At 41.9% G+C, this 19,309-nt stretch carries 16 protein-coding genes; 10 read left to right on the forward strand and 6 right to left on the reverse strand.

What is annotated here, in order from left to right; genetic code table 11:
* Positions 1 to 49: 49 nt before the first annotated feature.
* From I3B46_RS07820 to I3B46_RS07850, 7 genes are all read left to right on the forward strand, one after another.
* A complete protein-coding gene (locus I3B46_RS07820; RefSeq protein ID WP_014656287.1) occupies positions 50 to 1,447 on the forward strand; it encodes an amino acid permease in 1,398 nt (465 codons plus the stop codon).
* A 161-nt stretch (positions 1,448 to 1,608) separates the two neighbouring features.
* The gene (gene prmB, locus I3B46_RS07825) at positions 1,609 to 2,541 is read left to right on the forward strand and encodes a 50S ribosomal protein L3 N(5)-glutamine methyltransferase (RefSeq protein WP_004921227.1); all 933 of its coding nucleotides are present in this window, start codon (positions 1,609 to 1,611) and stop codon (positions 2,539 to 2,541) included.
* A gap of 74 nt (positions 2,542 to 2,615) precedes the next feature.
* The gene (gene aroC / locus I3B46_RS07830; RefSeq protein ID WP_104873585.1) at positions 2,616 to 3,713 is read left to right on the forward strand and encodes a chorismate synthase; all 1,098 of its coding nucleotides are present in this window, start codon (positions 2,616 to 2,618) and stop codon (positions 3,711 to 3,713) included.
* Between the two features lie 170 nt (positions 3,714 to 3,883).
* On the forward strand, positions 3,884 to 4,687 hold the full coding sequence (locus I3B46_RS07835; protein WP_014656286.1) for a TSUP family transporter: 804 nt from the start codon (positions 3,884 to 3,886) through the stop codon (positions 4,685 to 4,687).
* 16 nt (positions 4,688 to 4,703) lie between these two features.
* The gene (locus tag I3B46_RS07840) at positions 4,704 to 5,252 is read left to right on the forward strand and encodes an elongation factor P hydroxylase (protein WP_004921221.1); all 549 of its coding nucleotides are present in this window, start codon (positions 4,704 to 4,706) and stop codon (positions 5,250 to 5,252) included.
* 29 nt (positions 5,253 to 5,281) lie between these two features.
* Positions 5,282 to 5,554 carry a YfcL family protein gene (locus I3B46_RS07845; protein ID WP_004921219.1) on the forward strand — a complete coding sequence of 91 codons (273 nt, stop codon included), beginning with the start codon at positions 5,282 to 5,284 and terminating at the stop codon, positions 5,552 to 5,554.
* A 58-nt stretch (positions 5,555 to 5,612) separates the two neighbouring features.
* Positions 5,613 to 6,137, forward strand: coding sequence for a GNAT family N-acetyltransferase (locus tag I3B46_RS07850; protein ID WP_104873584.1), 525 nt, complete (start codon positions 5,613 to 5,615; stop codon positions 6,135 to 6,137).
* A 135-nt stretch (positions 6,138 to 6,272) separates the two neighbouring features.
* On the opposite strand, the gene mnmC is transcribed toward I3B46_RS07850, so the two are convergent.
* Positions 6,273 to 8,327: a bifunctional tRNA (5-methylaminomethyl-2-thiouridine)(34)-methyltransferase MnmD/FAD-dependent 5-carboxymethylaminomethyl-2-thiouridine(34) oxidoreductase MnmC gene (gene mnmC / locus I3B46_RS07855; RefSeq protein WP_204282975.1), complete on the reverse strand. Its 2,055-nt coding sequence runs from the start codon at positions 8,325 to 8,327 to the stop codon at positions 6,273 to 6,275.
* Positions 8,328 to 8,531: 204 nt separating this feature from the next.
* Here mnmC and fabB point away from each other — a divergent pair, with 204 nt between their 5' ends.
* The gene (gene fabB / locus I3B46_RS07860; protein WP_060561130.1) at positions 8,532 to 9,746 is read left to right on the forward strand and encodes a beta-ketoacyl-ACP synthase I; all 1,215 of its coding nucleotides are present in this window, start codon (positions 8,532 to 8,534) and stop codon (positions 9,744 to 9,746) included.
* 59 nt (positions 9,747 to 9,805) lie between these two features.
* Here the strand turns inward: fabB and I3B46_RS07865 are convergent, their stop codons facing one another.
* The 4 genes from I3B46_RS07865 to I3B46_RS07880 form a co-directional block, all read right to left on the reverse strand.
* The gene (locus I3B46_RS07865; protein ID WP_060561129.1) at positions 9,806 to 10,249 is read right to left on the reverse strand and encodes a hypothetical protein; all 444 of its coding nucleotides are present in this window, start codon (positions 10,247 to 10,249) and stop codon (positions 9,806 to 9,808) included.
* A gap of 177 nt (positions 10,250 to 10,426) precedes the next feature.
* A complete protein-coding gene (locus tag I3B46_RS07870) occupies positions 10,427 to 11,944 on the reverse strand; it encodes a tripartite tricarboxylate transporter permease (protein ID WP_004921210.1) in 1,518 nt (505 codons plus the stop codon).
* 10 nt (positions 11,945 to 11,954) lie between these two features.
* Positions 11,955 to 12,386 carry a tripartite tricarboxylate transporter TctB family protein gene (locus I3B46_RS07875; RefSeq protein WP_004921207.1) on the reverse strand — a complete coding sequence of 144 codons (432 nt, stop codon included), beginning with the start codon at positions 12,384 to 12,386 and terminating at the stop codon, positions 11,955 to 11,957.
* 12 nt (positions 12,387 to 12,398) lie between these two features.
* A complete protein-coding gene (locus tag I3B46_RS07880) occupies positions 12,399 to 13,373 on the reverse strand; it encodes a Bug family tripartite tricarboxylate transporter substrate binding protein (protein ID WP_004921205.1) in 975 nt (324 codons plus the stop codon).
* Positions 13,374 to 13,664: 291 nt separating this feature from the next.
* Between I3B46_RS07880 and tctD the strand changes: the two genes are divergently transcribed.
* Together tctD and I3B46_RS07890 are read left to right on the forward strand one after the other, a co-directional pair.
* Positions 13,665 to 14,333 (forward strand): transcriptional regulator TctD, encoded by a 669-nt coding sequence (tctD, locus tag I3B46_RS07885; RefSeq protein WP_004921202.1) that lies wholly within the window; start codon positions 13,665 to 13,667, stop codon positions 14,331 to 14,333.
* The gene (locus I3B46_RS07890; protein ID WP_014656281.1) at positions 14,330 to 15,748 is read left to right on the forward strand and encodes a sensor histidine kinase; all 1,419 of its coding nucleotides are present in this window, start codon (positions 14,330 to 14,332) and stop codon (positions 15,746 to 15,748) included. The genes tctD and I3B46_RS07890 overlap by 4 nt, the downstream gene beginning before the upstream one ends.
* Before the next feature lie 58 nt (positions 15,749 to 15,806).
* On the opposite strand, the gene I3B46_RS07895 is transcribed toward I3B46_RS07890, so the two are convergent.
* Entirely contained in the window at positions 15,807 to 19,142 is a 3,336-nt protein-coding gene (locus tag I3B46_RS07895; protein ID WP_104873582.1) for an SEL1-like repeat protein, read from the reverse strand.
* Between the last annotated feature and the right edge of the window lie 167 nt (positions 19,143 to 19,309).

Genomic DNA, 19,309 nt, shown 5'->3' on the forward strand with positions numbered 1-19,309 from the left:
GATAAGTAGCTTGAATGATTTAGGGTATATAAAAAACGAAGGATAAATCATGCAAAGCACAACAAAACTTACGCGTGGACTTTCTGCGCGTCACATCCGGTTTATGGCCCTCGGGGCAGCGATTGGTACAGGTCTTTTTTATGGTTCAGCAAAAGCGATTGAAACGGCAGGCCCTGCGGTTTTAATTGCTTATATTATTGGTGGCGCGGCAGTTTTTATGGTGATGCGCGCCCTAGGGGAAATGGCGGTACATAACCCCCTTGCTGGCTCCTTCTCACAGTATGCAAGTCACTATTTAGGTCCACGAGCAGGTTTTTTTGCTGGTTGGACATATGTTTTTGAAATGCTCATTGTCTGCTTAGCAGACGTCACCGCATTTGGTTTTTATATGAAGCTCTGGTTTCCTGAGGTCGCTCAGTGGATCTGGGTTTTGAGTATCATCTGTTTTATCGGGGCAATTAACCTTTGTCATGTAAAAGTATTTGGTGAAATGGAGTTCTGGCTCTCTATCATCAAAATTGTTGCAATTATCGCGATGATCATCGGCGGTGCGGCGATTATGGTGTTTGGCTTTGGGCAAGCCTCTGAGCATGCAGTCGGTATTACAAACCTATTTGAGCACGGTGGCTTTATGCCAAATGGGATCGGAGGGGTTATCGCATCGTTTGCCGTGGTAATGTTCGCCTTTGGGGGCATTGAAGTCATTGGTATTACGGCAAGTGAAGCTAAAAATCCTGACGTAACAATTCCTCGTGCTATCAATGCGGTACCAATTCGTATCCTACTCTTTTATGTCTTAACTTTATTTGTCTTAATGTGTATCTACCCTTGGAATCAAATTGGTCACCAAGGCAGTCCATTCGTACAAATTTTTGATAGCCTAGGCATTGCATCGGCTGCAAACATTTTGAACGTGGTAGTGATCACCGCAGCAATCTCCGCTATCAACAGTGACATCTTTGGGGCGGGCCGTATGATGTATGGTATGGCACACGAAGGGCAGGCACCGAAAGTATTCACTAAACTGACCAAAAATGGTGTGCCATGGATGACCGTACTGGTGATGTCAATTATTTTGCTGGTTGGGGTGGTATTGAATTATCTGATCCCTGAAAAAGTGTTCTTAGTGATTGCATCGATTGCAACCTTTGCCACGATTTGGGTATGGCTGATGATCTTGGTATCACAGGTAGCCATGCGCCGCAAAATGACGCCAGAGCAGGTGAGTAAACTGAAATTCCCTGTACCATTATGGCCAGTTGGTCCAGCACTTGCCATCATATTTATGCTATTTATCTTTGGGGTACTCGGTTATTTTGAAGATACACGTATTGCTTTATATGTGGGTATTGTTTGGTTGGTGATTTTAGCCGTCGTTTATGCACTGTGGGTTAAACAACCCAATGCGGAGACTGACGTAAATTACAACGCTGAGTCGGTAGAATAACGACTTATCCTAAGAGGCCTCCAGTTTAAACAGGGGGCCTCTTGACATTAAATAGCTTCCCCTCTGTTTTCCTCGCGATTTTATTGTATTAATCTGCTGATTTGTGTCTCACTTCGTGGCAAACTTGAACACTTTCGATATACAGTCTGGAGAAACCCTTCTTGGAAAAGATCTTCGTTGATGAAGCTGTTGCTGAGCTTCATACCATTCAGGACATTTTACGTTGGACAATGAGCCGCTTTAATGCTGCCAATGTTTATTATGGTCACGGTACTGATAATGCATGGGATGAAGCGTTACAATTAGTGCTACCAACGCTTTACTTACCTCTTGATGTACCGGATGAACTATTGACCTCGCGCCTGACCCCAACGGAGCGTCATCGTATCATTGAACGTGTATTGCGTCGTATTAATGAGCGTGTTCCAGTGGCTTACCTGACTAACTGTTCGTGGTTCTGTGGACATGAGTTCTATGTGGATGAGCGTGTATTAATTCCTCGTTCACCAATTGGAGAGCTTATCAACAACCATTTTGTTGGCTTGTTGGCTGATGAGCCGCGAACGATACTTGATATGTGTACAGGGAGTGGCTGTATCGCAATCGCCTGTGCGTATGAATTCCCTGAAGCGGAAGTGGATGCGGTCGATATCTCGACCGATGTGCTTGCCGTTACTGAACACAATATTGCGAATCATGGTTTAGAGCACCGCGTTATTCCTATCCGCTCTGATCTGTTTAGGGATATGCCTGACGTTAAGTATGATTTAATTGTGACTAATCCACCTTATGTTGATGCTGAGGATATGGATGATTTACCGGAAGAGTTCCGCGTTGAGCCTGAATTGGCGCTAGCGGCGGGAAGCGATGGTTTAAAATTGGTGCGTCGTATTTTAGCAAATGCACCACGCTTTCTGAGTGATGAGGGTGTATTGATCTGCGAAGTCGGTAACAGTATGGTACATCTGATTGAACAATACCCAGAAATTCCCTTTATTTGGTTAGAGTTTGAGTATGGTGGTGATGGAGTATTTATGTTGACGCGTGAGCAATTAGTTGAACATCATGCTCATTTTCAACTTTATATTGATTAAGAAAATATTGCGCGGCATTCTAATCAACCACAACATCAAAATAACAATCATGAAATATTAATTAGGAATTTGGTATGGCAGGAAATTCAATAGGGCAACTGTTTCGGGTTACCACTTTTGGGGAATCTCATGGCTTGGCTTTGGGGTGCATCATTGATGGTGTGCCACCAGGGCTAGCATTAACAGAAGCCGATCTACAAGGGGATCTTGACCGCCGCCGTCCGGGAACGTCTCGTTATACTACTGCACGTCGAGAGCCTGATCAGGTCAAAATTCTATCTGGGGTATTTAATGGTGTCACTACGGGAACCAGCATAGGCCTATTGATTGAAAATACCGATCAACGTTCTCAAGACTACAGCGCAATTAAAGATGTCTTTAGACCAGGGCACGCAGATTATACCTACGAACAAAAATATGGTCAGCGCGACTACCGTGGAGGCGGGCGCTCTTCTGCTCGTGAAACGGCTATGCGTGTTGCGGCTGGAGCAATCGCTAAAAAATACCTACAAGAAAAATTGGGGATCACGATACGTGCCTGTTTGACACAAATGGGGTCAGTGAAATGTGAAATCAAAGATTGGTCTATTGTTGAGCAAAACCCTTTTTTCAGCCCTGACCCTAGTCAATTAGAAGCGCTAGATGAGTTACTAAGAGGGCTAAAAAAAGAGGGAGATTCGATTGGCGCGAAAGTGACTGTCGTGGCTGAGAATGTACCAGCAGGATTGGGAGAGCCTGTATTTGACCGCTTAGATGCAGATATTGCTCATGCTTTAATGAGTATTAATGCTGTTAAAGGGGTTGAAATTGGGGATGGTTTTGGAGTAATTGGCCTGAAAGGGAGTGAAAACCGCGATGAAATCACTCGCGAGGGCTTCACTTCAAACCACGCTGGGGGAATTTTAGGGGGGATAAGTAGCAGCCAACCTATTATTGCGCATATCGCGATGAAGCCAACCTCCAGTATTACCGTTTCAGGTAAAACGCTAAATCGTGATGGTGAAGAAGTCGAAATGATCACCAAAGGTCGACATGACCCTTGTGTTGGTATTCGAGCCGTACCTATTGCAGAAGCAATGATGGCGATTGTATTGATGGATCACTATTTACGTCACCGTGGGCAATGTGCTGATGTTATACCCACAATGAAACCATTTTCAGGATTGTCGTAAAGAGTGCGTAAGGGGGCATAGTCTCCCTTATTGTTAATATGAAGGTTTGGATGACGCCTCCTTAAAAATACCTCATCTGGGCAGTGATACTCTGTGGGCTTGTATTTGTTTATCAGCGGCAGAGTAGATTACGTATCGCCGTAATGGCAATTCTGTTACTTGGATTAAAAATGGATTGGCTGACTGTTGTTGCACCTGAAATTTATTTATTACTTTTCTGTGTTGCATTGTTCGCGGGATTTATTGACTCCATAGCTGGCGGCGGGGGGTTATTAACTATCCCTGCATTACTTTCTGTCGGTATAACGCCTGTTGAGGCACTTGCAACTAACAAACTCCAAGCAGTTGGAGGTTCGTTCTCATCGTCACTCTATTTTGTTCGACGTAAAGCGATTAACTTACGAGAGCAAATGTTCCCCTTTATCATGACGATCATTGGTGCCATGTTAGGCGCCATCTTGATCCAAATGATTAATACGGATTTTCTCAAACAGCTCTTGCCTATCATGGTTATCTGCGTTGGCCTTTACTTTTTGTTAACACCGTCAATTGGTGCACAAGATCGTAAGCAACGTATTAGTATGCCTGTTTTTGGGGTTGCTGTTGGTATGACGATGGGTTTTTATGATGGTGCATTTGGGCCGGGAACTGGGTCATTTTTAGCATTAGGCTATGTGTTATTGTTGGGGTATAACCTTGCTAAAGCGACTGCCCATGCTAAGTTACTGAACTTTGCCTCAAATTTTGGCTCTTTAATATTTTTTATTATCGGAGGTCATGTTCTTTGGGTGCTCGGTTTTGTTATGCTTATCGGCCAAATGGTTGGCGCAAGACTAGGCGCTCGCTTGGTGTTAACGAAAGGGCAAAAACTGATCAGGCCAATGATTGTGATCATCTCTTTGCTGATGAGTATTAAATTGCTCCATGACAGCCATGGCGATGCTATCAAAGCTTGGGTTGTTTCATTATTTTAAAATGATTTGAATTTCCATGATTAAACATCATTATCAGCAGTTGATTGATATTTTTGAACAGTGCTTTGGCGAAGAGTACAACACCAAATTGGTGAAAGGTGACGATGAGCCAGTTTATTTACCGGCCGATGAGCAAACACCTTATCATCGCATTGTCTTTGCACATGGTTTTTTCACCAGCGCACTGCATGAAATTTCGCATTGGTGCATTGCGGGAGAGGCAAGACGCCAGCAAGTCGATTATGGCTACTGGTATTGCCCCGATGGTCGTGATGAAAAAACGCAATGTGCATTTGAAGTCGTTGAAATCAAACCTCAGGCGTTAGATTGGTTATTTTGTGTAGCGGCTGGCATTCCTTTTAATGTCAGTTGCGACAATCTAGAAGGGGATTTTGAGCCTGACCGTATCGCATTTCAGCGCAAAGTACATGGCCAAGTGATGGAATATTTAGCAAATGGTATTCCTGAAAGGCCATTACGCTTTGTGAACGCGTTACAAACGTTTTACAATACTCCACCACTTTGTGCAGAAGACTTCCCTTATCCGGAAGATATTTTTGCCTAATGACACATTAACGAGAGTAAGGATTAAGCATGCTTGCGGATTTTGAAACACGCATACTGACAAAAATTGATGATATGGTCGAACACGCAAGTGACGATGAATTATTTGCGGGCGGCTATTTGCGTGGGCATCTAACCCTTGCTGTCGCAGAGCTTGAACAAGAGAATGAAACCAGTGTTGATGCACTTTATCAACGTGTTGAAGAGAGTATTCAGCAGGCAATTAAAGGGGGAGAGCTCACCCCACCAGATCAAGTGCTGGTTTTAGGTATGTGGAAATCCTTACTGGATGACGTGCGTTAATCACACACTATATTGATTATTAAGAGGAGGAAGCTCCTCTTTTTTATAGGTTTATTTTATGTTTCATATTCGCCAAGCACAGCCGTGCGACGCAAAAAAACTCCCTACTATCGAGCGCTCTGCCGCGCAAGTATTTCGTGGTCATCATCAATTTGCTTGGATTGCTGACGATGAAGTGCAATCAGAGCAAGATCATCTACAGTTTATTCAGGACAATAGGGAATGGGTGGCGGTAGATAATGACGATCAGCCCATTGGCTTTATTAATGTCGACAAATTAACGCATAGCCTCCATATTGGTGAAATTTCTGTGTGCCAATCGTGGCAGGGTAAGGGCGTAGGTCGGGCATTAATTCAGCATATTCTCCAATATGCGTTACAACATCACTTTGACTATGTGACGCTAACCACTTTCCGTGAAATCCCTTGGAATGCACCGTATTATCAGCGTTTTGGATTTTCTATCATTGATGAAGAGGCTCTACCCACTGAGTTAGAAGAAATTCTACAACAAGAAATTGATGCTGGGTTTAATGCTGCTGATCGTTGTGCAATGAGGATTAAAACAGTCCGTCCGAATTAAGATAGCAGTAACTTACTGTTTTTAGACGTTAATAGCCGCATTGAACGAATGCGGCTATTTTTTGCTGTTCATTCATATCGCTTTTTAAGCGATAAAGCGCTCGATATTATTACGTCAATAGAGCACAGGATTCTGTTATTTTATGATGTTTTCTTGTGGCATCACTTTAACTTCACGGCCTTTGAGCAATTTTCTCACCCAAAAGCGGTTAGGGTGCAATGCGGCTAACGTTTCATCATCTAAAGGCAGTGGTTCATTAAAGATTTGTGCGGCGAGTAACTCACCACACAAAGGCGCGGTTGAAAGCCCTCGTGAGCCTAACGCCCCTAAGATAAAGAGATTAGGATAGGTTGGGGCGAGTACAATATTTGCCTGTTTTTCCATCTGTTCAGGTAAATTTTCATAAGCTGCCATTAATTGCGTAAAGTGAGGGATATTCCCCACTAGTGGCATATGGTCGCGGATCACACAGCGGATCCCTTGGCGAGCTTGTTGAGCAGAAACATCAACCTCTTCTGGCCAACTCACATCGGGCAAACTATTGAGCAGTTTTTGGCGATTATCTTGCTGGTCTACTTCACTGTATGCAAAATCTAAGTGGTTACGCTGATAACTTGCCCCAATACAGTGCTGCTGGTTATTGGGATTTACTGGGGTTAAATAACCTTCATAGCATAATACATTGTTAAGTTGGCTTAATGATGGTGTCGTTGGGATATGACTCACTTGCCCTTTCACGGGGGTCACTGGAAGTTGTTGGGTTTGTTGAAACTGGGTAAGTAAATGACCATTAGCAATGACAACCGTTTGATGTAAATATTGTTGCTGTTTGCCGGAAACATTCGCAGATAAAGTCCACCCTTCCTCAGAATGCTGTAATTGCTCAACATCGTGATTAAAATGAAATTGAACGCCTTTTTCAGCGAGATAGCGCATAAGGCTTTCACATAATTGAGCGGGGCAAAGCCATCCCCCTTTAGCATAATGAATACCAGCATGGTTAACATCAAGACCTGCTAACTCGGTTAACTGCTCACGTGTCTTTGCAGCCGCGAACGCAGCAGGCCACTCAGTTTGCAGCATCGCATCAATCTTTTTGCGGCTTCTTTCATGGTAGGCTAGCTCAGAAACACCGCACCACTGGCTATCAAATGGGATCCCCGATTGGGAAAGATGACGATAAAAGCGGTGCGCATAAGGGAACGCACTGACGAAAAAACGCTCTAGAGGGTTATCACGCCCATTGAGAAGTGGGTAGACCGCCCCTTGGCGGTTGCCAGAAGCATTTTGTGCCACTTGTTGGTCTTTGCAATAGAGCGTGACGTTAGCACCGCGCTGATTTAAGGCATAGGCGGTGGTTAAACTGGCGAGACCTCCGCCTATGATAGCAACATCGGTTGGTATTGCAGCTGGCTGACGAGCGAACCAAGGTGTCATCATTTCGTCATGCTTATCCGCTAAGCTGCCTGTTAACATTTCCCGTTTACGACCAAAACCTTTAATTTTTTTGATAGTGAAACCCGCTTGTTGTAATCCGCGTTTCACAAAACCCGCAGAGGTAAAGGTCGCAAAAGTGCCTCCTTGGCGGGCAAATTTAGCCATTGCAGTGAACAGTTGTTCGCTCCACATTTGTGGGTTTTTAGAAGGTGCAAATCCATCTAAAAACCAAGCATCTATCTTATTGTTTAAATTGCTATTAAGTAGAGGTAATTGTTCATTTACGTCACCAAACCATAAATCAAGAATGATTTCCCCATTTTTTAAGATAATACGTTGGTTACCGGGTAGGGGATCAGGCCATTTTTCACAGAGCATTTGGGAGAGTGGATCTAGCTCAGGCCAACGGCTGTGGGCTGCTTTTAGGTCTTCTTGGCTGAGGGGGTATTTTTCAAAACTGATAAAGTGTAAGCGTTGTAGTTTTGCGTTGGGATGATTTTGCTTAAACTCTTCAAAACATTGGCATAAAGTAAGAAAGTTTAACCCAGTACCGAAGCCTGTTTCGGCAATAACACAGGTTTCAAAAGGATGTGTTTCAAAGCGCGTTGGAAATTGATTTCCTTGTAAAAAAACGTAGCGAGTTTCTTCAAGTCCATCTTGATTAGAAAAATAGACATCATCAAATTGTTCTGATACTGGCGTACCTTCATCATTCCAGCTAAGGCGGGCTGTTTGCACGGCTGACTTTTTCACACTTATGCCTGTTCTTATCCAAATAATCATTGAATTTTAGCGCCGAACAGGCATCAAGGCTACCTTTGAACAAAAATGTTATTATGTTCGATGAAAAAAAAATACAAATATTTACCCTGATCGGACTTGTTCAGCTTACAAGTGTAAGCTAAAGTGACAACCTGTAATCCCGTACTCACATTATTAAAAGACATGAGGTAATGAATGAAGCGTGCAGTCATCACTGGCCTGGGTATTGTTTCCAGTATTGGTAATAACCAGGAAGAAGTACTGGCTTCTCTGAAGGAAGGTCGTTCCGGGATCACTTTCTCAGAAGAATTCAAAGAGGCGGGGCTGCGTAGCCACGTCTGGGGTAATGTAAAAATGGATACTGACGGTCTGATTGATCGTAAGATCCGCCGTTTCATGAGTGATTGCTCAGTTTACGCCTATCTGTCTATGGAGCAGGCAATTAGTGATTCGGGTTTAACAGACGAACAAGTTTCGAATTTACGTACTGGTTTAGTGGTTGGTTCTGGCGGGGGCTCTCCGCGTAACCAAGTTGCTGGCTCTGATGGTATGCGTGCAAAAGGCCTTCGTGGTGTAGGCCCTTACATGGTTACACGAGCTATGGCATCTGGGATCTCAGCTTGCTTAGCAACACCTTTTAAAATTAAAGGGGTGAACTACTCAATCAGCTCTGCTTGCTCCACTTCTGCACACTGTATTGGTCATGCAGTTGAATTGATCCAGTTAGGTAAACAAGACGTTGTATTTGCAGGTGGCGGTGAAGAGTTGAGCTGGGAAATGACCTGTGAATTCGATGCAATGGGTGCATTGTCAACAAAATACAATGATACTCCAAGCAAAGCATCAAGAACCTACGATACTGACCGCGATGGTTTTGTTATTGCAGGTGGCGGTGGTATCGTGGTGGTTGAAGAGCTTGAGCACGCGCTCGCTCGTGGTGCCCATATCTACGCTGAAATTGTTGGTTATGGCGCAACGTCAGATGGTGCTGACATGGTTGCCCCTTCAGGTGAAGGTGCAGTACGTTGCATGCAAATGGCTATGCAAAGCATTGATGGTAAGGTTGATTACATCAATACACATGGTACTTCTACCCCTGTGGGTGATACGAAAGAGCTCGAAGCGATTCAAGAAGTATTTGGTAATGACTCACCCGCTATTTCTGCCACTAAGGCAATGACAGGGCACTCTTTAGGTGCTGCGGGTGTTCACGAAGCCATTTATAGCTTATTAATGTTAGAGCATGGCTTTATTGCACCAAGTATCAACGTCGAAAACTTAGACCCTAAAGCTCAAGGGCTGAATATTGTTACGAAACCGACAGAGCAAGCATTAGAGACAGTTATGTCTAACAGCTTTGGCTTTGGGGGGACTAACGCAACGTTAGTGATGAGCAAATATAAAGGCTAATTGGTCTTTCACGCTATCAAATTAAAAGCGAGAACCTCGATTCTCGCTTTTTTTTATGGTCAATCACCGCCGCCGCCACCGCCACAATCTCCTCCACCTGAATCACCGCCTGAAAAGTGGCCACTATGGTTATCGTCAGAACGACTTGTATGATGATGGCTGTCTGAATCACTGCTTGGTGATAAATAGGGCGGATGTGATGATGATGTATTTGACGGAAAACGGAACACATCTTTTTTAATATTAATCACTTTTGCTTTGTTATCCACTACGCCAATTGTAATGACACTGACATTCTTAGTGAGGCGTAGTACCAATTTGCCATCGCAATACAGATGGACTTTACCAACCGTTTTCGCTAATAGCTCACCATTATCTTTATACGTTATTGTGGCAGGGTACTCGCTACTGATTTGGTATAGGTTATTGAATACAGTCACAAATTGATTATGATGAAGTGGCTTAGGCTGCCATTTAAAAAAAGCTTGTAACAATTTAAGCATAACAAATAATGTCGTCTAAGAGTGCTCACTGAGTATAAATAGGTAAAGGGAACATTGGCTGACTTGCTGAATGTTTAACGCCTTGTACTAAATGCAATGTGATGCTCAGTAATAAAAAATGCCCCTAACTACCGGTCGGGGCAAAGTTTACAGAGAAATCGATGAGATAATATAAGCTTAATCCGAGAGGGTGGATGGTTGGTGTTGGCGCTTTTTACGTATTAATTTAATAATTGGTGGTAGAGCGAGAACAAGTACAGCCATTACCAGTAAGCATTGAGAAATCGAACTACTCCAAAGAATATCGAAATCACCATTACTGATAGATAAAGAGCGACGTAAATTTTGTTCCAACATCTCGCCAAGAACAAAGCCAAGGATCAACGGCGATAATGGGAAATTCATTTTCCGTAGGATATAGCCAAATATGCCAAGTCCCATCATGAGTAGTAAGTCAAATGTAGTACTGTGAACCGCGTATACTCCAACGGCTGATATGGTGGCGATTGTCGGTACTAAGAACCAAAGTGGCACAGAGAGCATGCGTGTGAATAGCCCAATTAATGGAATATTCATGATCAATAAAACGATATTGGCTATCAACAATGCCGCGACTAATCCCCACACAATATCCGGTTGTTCCGTGAACATGCCAGGACCTGGAGTAATGTTATACAGTGTTAATGCGCCCATCATAACGGCGGTCGTACCTGAACCGGGAACACCAAGGGTCAACATCGGGATAAATGAGCCACAGGCTGAAGCATTATTAGCGGCTTCCGGCGCTGCAACACCTCGTACATCACCGTTACCAAACTGGTTGTTAGCCCCACTGATTTTTTTCTCTGTCATATAGGTGATAGCACTGGCGATGGTAGCACCCGCGCCGGGGAGGACACCGACAAAAAAACCGATAAAAGAGGAGCGTAACGTAGGGCCAGCACAAGCTTTAGCCTCTTTACGATTGAACAGCATACGGCCTGTTTTACGGATCAGCCCTTGGCCTGTTGCAGTTCCTTCTAACATCAATAGAATTTCACTAACGGAAAATAGCCCAATAACGAGCACAATAAATTGGATGCCATCCGATAAATTGACACTATTGAAAGTAAAGCGGTACTCACCAGAGTTTGCATCAACACCCACCGTGGCGAATGCGAGGCCAATTAATGCAGCCAGTAGGGATTTAACTGGGTTTTGGCTCATCATACTGCCAAGGCACGCGATGGCAAATACCATGAGCGCAAAGTATTCGGCGGGGCCGAACGCCAGCGCCCATTGTGCAAGTAATGGGGCGAATAGAATGATCCCGAAGATAGCGATGGTAGAGCCGATAAAGGAACTTACCGCTGAAATTGATAACGCCACCCCACCTTTACCCTGTTTTGCCATAGGGTAGCCATCAAGGGTTGTCATAATCGCGGCAGCATCACCGGGCACGTTTAATAAAATAGACGAGATTCGACCACCATATTCACAGCCTAGGTAGACGGTTGCCAACAATATTAAAGCCGATTCAGCAGGCAGTTTAAGGGCAAAAGCGAGCGGTAAAAGTATTGCAACGCCGTTTACTGGCCCTAATCCAGGCAACATACCGACAACCGTACCAATAAAGCAACCGATAAGTGCGATCACTAGGTTTTGTGGAATTAGTGCCACTTCAAAGCCTTGTGAAAGGTACATCCAAGTTTCCATGGCTATCTCCTTAATTAAACAAGTTGCCAATTGGCAAAGTGACATCCAGTAGCTTGTCGAAAGCATAAAAAAGCGTGATACCTAATACTGGGCCGGAAATGATGGCAGCAATAGGTGTCGCGCCAAACAGCAACGCAATACTGATAGTCAATAGAGAGGTCGATAACGGGAAGCCTAGCCACTCAAATACCCAAGCATAGATAACCAATGAAAGGATGAGTAATACTAAGCGACGTAACACATATGCCTTAGGCCATTCAATCGCTTCTTGTTTACCAACAAGTAAGATGAATGCGCATAAAGCCATTAACGAAAGTATGGCTATCGGAAAAGGGCGGGGGCCAAGTGGTTCATAGGCGTATTCACTTTGTATCCCCCAGCCAATATAGAGGCCGATACCACACAATATTAGCCAGACAATGGCGAATATGCGTTGGCTCATTATTGGCCTCCGTTATTTCGCTAAGCCAAATGAACGAGCTTGTTCGCGGTATTGCTCGATCTCTTTTTTGACATAACTATCCAGCTCTTGACCTGTTAAGTTATATTCAAATAACCCGCGTAGCTCACGTTGTTTCTTGAACTCATCGGTTTGTTGGAGTTTTTTGAAGGCTTCAACCCATTGATTATAATCTTCATCTGAGACTTTTGGCCCCATATAGAAACCACGAATAATCGGCCACTCAATGTCGTAACCTTGTTCTTTCGCTGTTGGAATATTTTCAAGGCCATCACCAAGGCGCTTATCGGAATAAACGGCTAATACACGCACTTTCCCATCATTAAGGTAAGGAGCCATTTCACTCATATCACCCGACATGACTTGGATGTGATTACCTAACAGTGCAGTTAAAGTTTCGCCACCGCCTTCAAAGGCCACATAGCGCATTTTGCGCGGATCCACATCAATCTGTTTCGCGAGTAATGCCGTCTTCATCCAATCTTGACTACCTACCGATCCACCAGCACCAAAGACGATACTGTTAGGGTCTTTTTTGAATGCTTCCATCAGATCTTTTAGATTTTTATAAGGAGAGTCTTCACGAACAGCTATCATGCCGTAATCACTTCCCACACTGGCGAGCCAACGTACATCATTTTCGTTGTAACGACCAAATTTCCCTTGTGCTAGGTTAAGCAGTGAGCCGCCTGAGAAAGCAACGATTGTGCCAGCTTCGGCTGGGCGTTGTGCAACGATGGCATTATAAGCCACCGCGCCAATACCACCAGGCATATAGGTAACACGCATGGGTTTTTCAATTTCTTTGGTTTCGAGTAGGGAAACTTGCACTAACTTACAGGTTAAATCAAATCCACCGCCGGGTTTTGCTGGTGCGATACATTCAGTACGCTCAGGTAGAGCCGCAGCTTGGTTAAGACCAGCAAAGAAAAGGGCAGCAGCGAGTGTCGCTAATGATGTTTTTTTCATTCTTTATTTCCTCACAAAAAAGCAGACAAAAAGAGATGTCATTGTTGTTTTTCTAATCATCATCATTGGCTCATAAAGCTTTCATTTACCTTTCATTAACAAACGAAGTTGTTTTTTTGTGATGAATATCAGATTGTTTATTATTAGTAGTTTTAACTTGTTAATTTAATGTTAATTTGTATTCATATAATATTCTTGTGAGCCACCTTGAAAATATTGTGCTTAAGTATTTTATTTCTCAGGGGTTAATGCGAACGTATACTCAGTATTGAATGAATTGAGAGCATACAAATGAGAATATTATTGGTTGAGGATCATGACGAGTTGTCGTTATGGTTACAAAAAGCGCTTAGTTCGACCGGCTTTGCTGTCGATATTGCGAGTGATGGCGCAATTGCTGATCAATTATTACAAACAGAAAGCTACTCATTAGTGGTATTAGATGTGTCGTTGCCAAGGCTCAGCGGGTTAGAAGTACTTGCCCAAATGAGAAAACGGGGTCAAGAGATCCCCGTGTTGTTGTTAACGGCAAACTCAGATGTCTCAGATAGGGTCAAAGGGTTAAATGCAGGGGCAGATGATTATCTCACTAAACCGTTTGATTTAGCGGAATTAGAAGCTCGGATCAGAGCATTATTACGGCGGAGCCAAGGGCAGGTGAATGAGCCACAACGTTTTGGTTCACTTTGCTACCATGAAGAAGGCTATTTCTTAGTGGATAAAGAGCCGCTGGCCTTAACACCAAGAGAATTCGCAGTACTTAATACATTATTTCATCGTCGTGGGCGGCCTGTCTCAAAGACACAATTATTCGAACAGGTTTTTTCATTGTCCGATGAAGCTAACTTACAGAGTATTGAATTGTATGTGCATCGAGTAAGGAAAAAACTCACAGGAACCGATGTCAATATCAATACGCTTCGCGGATTAGGATACCGATTAGAGCAGTGTAGTGTATGAAATTAGTCTCTCATCCACGCTCTCTCTTTCATCAGTTACTGCTCTTTTTCGGTATCCCCCTCATTATGTTGGGGGGATTCTCCGTTTATACTCACTATTACAGTGCCAAAAACGCGGCAAATCAGGCCTATGATCGGACATTATTGGCTTCGGCTCGTACTGTTGCCGAGCGGCTAAAGGTTGAAAACGGTCATTTGATTGTTGATGTTCCTTATGTCGTTTTAGACAGTTTCGAACGAAATATTAATGACCGATTGTTTTACCAAGTGATTGCGCCTAATGGTGAAACGATTTCTGGCTATGATGACCTACCTGAAATTCCCCCAAATTGGATGCGCTCTCAGTACTATACGGCGCTGGTCTATTTTTATGATGCCGAATATAAAGGTTTGCCTATCCGTGTGGCCACGTTTTATCAACCGATAAATGAAGGTGGCATGATGGGAATGGTGCAAATTCGCGTTGCTGAAACAGTCTCTTCGCGGCATGAGTTTGCTCGTCAACTATTAATATCCTCATTAATGAGCCAAGGTACAGTCGTGTTCCTGACATTAGTGCTGGCCTATTTATTACTGAGTAAGCTATTAACGCCGTTGAAAAAGTTATCTCAGTTAATGATGGGGCGCTCTGCTAATGATCTCACACCTATTCCTGATATTCTGCCATGGTCTGAATTATCGCCACTCGTGGACGCCCTGAATCGCTATATTGAAAGGCTAAAACGGATGGTTAAACGCCAAGAGCGCTTTAGTGCCGACGCTTCTCATCAATTGAAAACACCTTTAACGGTACTTAAAACCCAAGTGTCGGTTGCCCTGAATAGTACAAATGAAGTTCAGCGGCAGCAAAGTCTGCATGCGATTAATAAAACCCTCGACAGTACGATTGTCTTAACTGATAGGTTATTGCAACTCGCGCGTTTAAAAGCGCATGAGAAAGAGGCTATTCGTCACTATCGCGCGATTAATTTAGTGGAGTTAGTCCAACAGGCTTGTTTTACACGATTGGGGCAAGCCGAAAGTAAAGGAATTGACCTTGGTTATGAAGGACAAGAGCAATCATGGATTAAAGGTGAGCCTATTTTATTGGCAGAAATGTGTGCGAACTTAATCGATAATGCCATTAAATATACCCCTGATAACGGTATTGTAACGGTACGGATATTATTAAGTGAAAACAAACAGCATACCATATTAGAAGTTGAAGATTCAGGACCCGGTATCCCCGATAAAAAAATCAGTCGCTCAATGGAAGCATTTACACGCTTAAATAATGCATTAGCTATGGAAGGATCAGGTCTCGGGCTTGCGTTAGTGAAAGATATTGCAATTTATCATGGTACCGACCTGCAATTATTGAAGGGAAGAGAACTCGGTGGTTTGTTGGCAAAGGTGGTGTTTCAAACTAGCCAGTGATAAGTCAGATGAGGGTATTAATATAATCAACATTAGCACCCTCATTGCTGTAATTAACTTATTTATTCGTATTTTTGTTATCAAAATAATCTTGTACACGTGTTTTGATAGATTCACGTTGTACATCTGTTAGCGTATTAAACATGGTGACATTATCCGTATCTTTATTGAGAATTAATGCATAGTAATAAGCTTCATTGGTATTTCCGTTTAGGATATGTGACTCATAAAGTTTTTCTAAAGCAATTTCAGGTTCATATTTTAATAAATATTGATACATCTCAATTGCCTTATCTAGATCTCGTGGCATATCGTAAAAGCCTTCGAAATAGATATCAGCAATGCCGATTATATGTTCAGTAGGAAGAGTAAGCTCATTGATAATCTTCTCATCAGCACTTTCCCTCATATTGAGATATTTTTTGAGATATTGAGTAGTACGCTTAAGATTTTCATGATTGACATCAAGGTGAGCATAATAAAAATTATATAGATATTTAGCTGCTCTGATATCACCTTTTTCATAAGCCTTTTGAGCATAATCTAGAGCCTTTTGGGGATTTTGGGTTGTGTAATATTCTGACAATAACATGAGAACATCATCACGATTTTTAGACTGTGACTCCAATAATTCTACATACGCTTTCTCATTTATCGGGCGACGGAATATATAACTATACTGTTCGGTTCCATCTCTATAGGCAGTAAGTAAAGAGTTAAATGCAAGATCTGAAATGATAGGATCGCTTGAGCCTAATCCCTCATGTAGAAATTGAATCATAGACTGGTAGAGTTCAGGGTTTGCAGCGACTTTTTTATTATTTACAGCTAAAGACGCAAAGTGTACTTTAGAATATAAGTCATTTTTCAAGGTTCCCGCTGAGTACAATTCACGCTTTTTGCCATCATTCGTAATGATTTTATCAAGCGCAGGAATAATGATATTTAAATCTTTTTTATCAAGTAATTTGTTATACCAATAGGCCGCAGCAGTATGTTGTTGTTGCTCAATATACCAATGAGAAAGTTTTAATGTCGCATTAATATCATTATTTAAAGCCGGTAATACCAGTGTATTATAGCGAAGCAGTTCATCTTCCTGACAACATGCGAGAGGGTATTGTTTTAGCCACGAAATAGCTTCATACCAATTAGGTTCTGCGATCCAGCGATTTTTTTTATAATCATAAATACCATTTTGCAATGACCTAATATATGTGTAAGCAGATTCTTGATGGCCTTGTTCTCCTGCGGTTTTAAAAAATTGCCTCGCTTTTAAATGATCAATGCTGGCGCCCCGACCATATGTGTGTGCAACGCCTAGTTGATAATTAGTGGTGGCATCTTTATCTTTTAATGTATATTTCTCATCAAACTTATCCATTTCAGCGAGATAGCGCTCACCATCTTTACCTGATTTCTTCAATAATTCACGCGCTTTCGTTCGGTTCGCATTAACAAGGTGTAACCCATATAAATAATTTAAGCCTAAGGTGAGAGCAGCAGATTGATTCCCAGAGGCGATCTGCTTGCTATAATAGCTCATGATTTTAGCTCTGTTTTTTTCAAGCTGACCTTCATCCTCATAATAGGACCATAATTCATGTAATGCTTTAGCACTACCTAAGTTTGCTGCTTGATCTAGATATTTAAGCCACTTAACATTGTCTTCTTTTTGCCCATATTTACCAAATCGATAGACATCGGCTAGCCTGTGGGCGGCTTCGGCATCATTATTGTTGTATTGATTGAGTAGCTCATTGAATTTTTGTTGTTCTTTTTCAATAAGCTTCATATCGGATTCATAATTAAGAAATTCATAATTATCCGGTGTAATATGAATGCGCTTATAATATTTAAGTGCTTTTGAATAGTCTTTTTCGACGCCAAATTTACCATATTGGTAGCGATAACCAAGTTCGGCTAAACAGCGGTTACTTCCTTGGTCAGCGCATTTATTGTGCCACATCCAACGATCATCATTCGTTATCCCCGTGAGTTGGTCAAATTTATTATCATCAAAAAGAGTTCCGGGTAGACGGTCATCATCGACTTTACCATGAATAATAAACAGCATTGCATCAATGGAACCCAGTTCTGCGGCTGTAATTATGTCTTGATAATGTAATGCTAACGCCTTGTCATCAATTGTATTCTTGATGCTCATACGGTTAACATTCGCTATGGCATATTTAAACTTTGCGTCAGGGTTTTGCTTTAATAGAGGTTGAATAGCTGATTTTACTTGCTCATTATTAAGTGACTGTTCAACAAGAAATTGAATTGTTCCAGGATAGTCAAGAAAGTGTTTAAAGAGCAAGTTATAAGCGTTTTGACGCTCTATTGTGGTGAGATAATGATATTTTTGATCCGCTTTTAAAGTTGATAAAATAAGGTAGGCGGCTTGTTCTTTTTCGTGTTTTTCATATTTTATTAGCGCTAATGCATGATGTATATTCGCATCAGTAAAATAATGACTTGCTTTATTGTATAAGGAAAAAGCATATTCTCTATTATTAATCGGATCTTGTTCTAAAAGGTAGTCTGCATAGTAATACGCTAAGCTATAATCTGGAAACAAGGCGGACTTATTTCTTTCAACACTTTCTCTGAGTATATCCATAACGAAATCTTTTCCAATTTCATCGGATACATCAAATTGAAAATAGAGTCGTGCTAGTGCATATTGACTATCTTGTACCAATTTATCATTCGTAATATTTTCTTGTAAAAGACTGATCGCCTTTTTTAAATTTTGCTCTGTACCTAGCGCTAGAGCGTACTTTTTTGCGAGATCATAGTTGATTTCTGCTGATGGTGAGATTTCACTAGCTTTTTGAATTAGTTCAAATGATTTTTCAGGATTATAAAAATGCTTTCTATAGTCTGCATAGAGGTTTCCTACAGTGATCAGTGTTTTTGGAGAATTCGGATATTTTTCTAGCAGCATATTGATATATTTTTGGGCTTGACTATCAAGATACTTCCCTGGTGCATTATAAAGGTTGGTTGATTGGTCAATCATTTCGATTAATGCATCTTGATGCCCAAGTTCGGCAGCTAGCTGAAGGTATTTTTGAGCCTGCAATTGATCGGGTTTTAAACTTTTTCCATATTTGTCACCATTATAGATTTGATACAGTAAATAAGCTTTTTTTGCATAATGATCGTCAACAATCATTGAGAAAATAGTAGGGAGATTAACCGTTGATGATAAGTCATTATTGGCACTTTCGGTCAGTGATATTAGATCCTTTTGGGGGGCATCGGATTGAGAAAATGCATAACTAGGTGATAGTGGTGATATCTGACTTATTGATGGAATAAAACTTAGGCTTATCAATGCAGTTAAAAGCACAGTCGGTGTTATCAGTGGCTTAATATTAGGGAGCATGGTTATCCTTTTTCATATTCATCATAAATCAAGTTGTACTATTATTTTAAACGCGATTACTTATATATTACCAATGCTAGTTTACAGTTGTTAACGCTTGGGGTATTAAAGAATAAACTGATCTTTTTCAGGAAAACCTGAAGCAAAAATTGCGTCAGGTTGTTTTA

The organism is Providencia sp. 2.29 (assembly GCF_015832305.1).
GTDB classification, from domain to species: Bacteria; Pseudomonadota; Gammaproteobacteria; order Enterobacterales; family Enterobacteriaceae; genus Providencia; species Providencia stuartii.

Bases quoted from the DNA above. Each gene is read 5' to 3' on its own strand.
- I3B46_RS07880 (WP_004921205.1), bottom strand. From the start codon at position 13,373: ATGAAAAAAACATCATTAGCGACACTCGCTGCTGCCCTTTTCTTTGCT.
- I3B46_RS07865 (WP_060561129.1), bottom strand. From the start codon at position 10,249: ATGCTTAAATTGTTACAAGCTTTTTTTAAATGGCAGCCTAAGCCACTT.
- tctD (WP_004921202.1), top strand. From the start codon at position 13,665: ATGAGAATATTATTGGTTGAGGATCATGACGAGTTGTCGTTATGGTTA.
- I3B46_RS07845 (WP_004921219.1), top strand. From the start codon at position 5,282: ATGCTTGCGGATTTTGAAACACGCATACTGACAAAAATTGATGATATG.
- aroC (WP_104873585.1), top strand. From the start codon at position 2,616: ATGGCAGGAAATTCAATAGGGCAACTGTTTCGGGTTACCACTTTTGGG.
- I3B46_RS07835 (WP_014656286.1), top strand. From the start codon at position 3,884: ATGGATTGGCTGACTGTTGTTGCACCTGAAATTTATTTATTACTTTTC.
- I3B46_RS07875 (WP_004921207.1), bottom strand. From the start codon at position 12,386: ATGAGCCAACGCATATTCGCCATTGTCTGGCTAATATTGTGTGGTATC.
- I3B46_RS07840 (WP_004921221.1), top strand. From the start codon at position 4,704: ATGATTAAACATCATTATCAGCAGTTGATTGATATTTTTGAACAGTGC.
- I3B46_RS07895 (WP_104873582.1), bottom strand. From the start codon at position 19,142: ATGCTCCCTAATATTAAGCCACTGATAACACCGACTGTGCTTTTAACT.
- I3B46_RS07820 (WP_014656287.1), top strand. From the start codon at position 50: ATGCAAAGCACAACAAAACTTACGCGTGGACTTTCTGCGCGTCACATC.
- fabB (WP_060561130.1), top strand. From the start codon at position 8,532: ATGAAGCGTGCAGTCATCACTGGCCTGGGTATTGTTTCCAGTATTGGT.
- I3B46_RS07870 (WP_004921210.1), bottom strand. From the start codon at position 11,944: ATGGAAACTTGGATGTACCTTTCACAAGGCTTTGAAGTGGCACTAATT.
- I3B46_RS07850 (WP_104873584.1), top strand. From the start codon at position 5,613: ATGTTTCATATTCGCCAAGCACAGCCGTGCGACGCAAAAAAACTCCCT.
- I3B46_RS07890 (WP_014656281.1), top strand. From the start codon at position 14,330: ATGAAATTAGTCTCTCATCCACGCTCTCTCTTTCATCAGTTACTGCTC.